2 protein-coding genes are annotated in these 1168 nt (G+C 36.4%); both read right to left on the reverse strand.

Annotation, left to right across the window (positions count from 1 at the left end):
• On the reverse strand, positions 1–411 hold a 411-nt coding region (locus tag HG1285_RS00665; protein ID WP_008289598.1), incomplete at its 3' end, for an N-acetyltransferase.
• Positions 412–420: 9 nt separating this feature from the next.
• A partial coding sequence (locus tag HG1285_RS18015) for a S16 family serine protease (RefSeq protein WP_032497264.1) occupies positions 421–1168 on the reverse strand: 748 nt, incomplete at its 5' end.

The raw sequence follows: 1168 nt of genomic DNA on the forward strand, positions 1-1168 counted from the left end.
TGAATTTACACAGTGGATACATTCAGTCCAGACCTTCTGGGGAAACTCTGATTTATCAACAATCTTAAATCCTAATTTTTGAAAAAATTCAGGAACATAGGTAAGGGCAAAAACCCTTTTTATTCCAAGTGCTTTTGCATCTTTTATACATTCTTCAACGATTTTTTTTCCTATCCCGTGGTGCTGGTATTCTTCTAATACTGCAAGGGATTTTATTTCTGCAAGGTCTTCCCAGAAGATATGTAAAGAGCCAATACCTACAATTTTCCCATCCTGTTCATATACAAAAAAATCTCTAATATTTTCATAAATACTATTTAGACTACGAGGAAGAAGAATACCTTTTACAGCATACTGTTGCAATATATTAAAAATATCCTGGGCATCTTTTACTGTAGCTCTTCTTATCAACTAACACACCTATTTTTTCTTGGATTTTTTCTTTTGCTTTATTCTTTTTTCAAAATCTCTTATTGCAATTTTGAACACCTCATCAACATGGTCAACAAATATCAGATTTATATCCTTTCTGGCAAATGGTGGAAGATCTTCCATAACTTCATCTTTATTGTCTTTAGGTAGAATAACATCTTTTATTCCTGCCCTTTTTGCCGCAAGTATTTTTTCCTTCAGTCCACCTACAGGTAGAACTTTACCTCTAAGTGTTATTTCACCTGTCATTGCAACATCTGCCCTGACCGGTAGCTCTGTAAATAACGAACATATTGCTGTTGCAATAGATATACCTGCTGAAGGGCCATCTTTTGGTATTGCCCCTGCAGGAACGTGGACGTGGACATCATATTTCTGGAATAGCTTAGGATTAATTTTATACTCTTCTGCTTTTGATTTTACGTAAGAAAGGGCTGTCATCGCAGACTCTTTCATAACATCACCAAGGGAACCTGTCAGGATAAGCTGGCCTTTTCCTGGCATTTTTGTGGCTTCTATTTTCAGTATTTCTCCGCCTACTTCTGTCCATGCAAGCCCTGTCACAACTCCTACTTCATCCTGAAGTTCTTTTTCAGGCATATAAAGAGGTGCACCAAGGAATTTTTTAACAAGGGACTTTGTTACTCTGTATTTTTTCTTTTTGCCTGTGAGGGCTATTTCTTTAGCTATTTTTCTTAAAACAGCATTTATCTGTCTCTCAAGGCTTCTTACTCCG

This window comes from Hydrogenivirga sp. 128-5-R1-1, assembly GCF_000171895.1.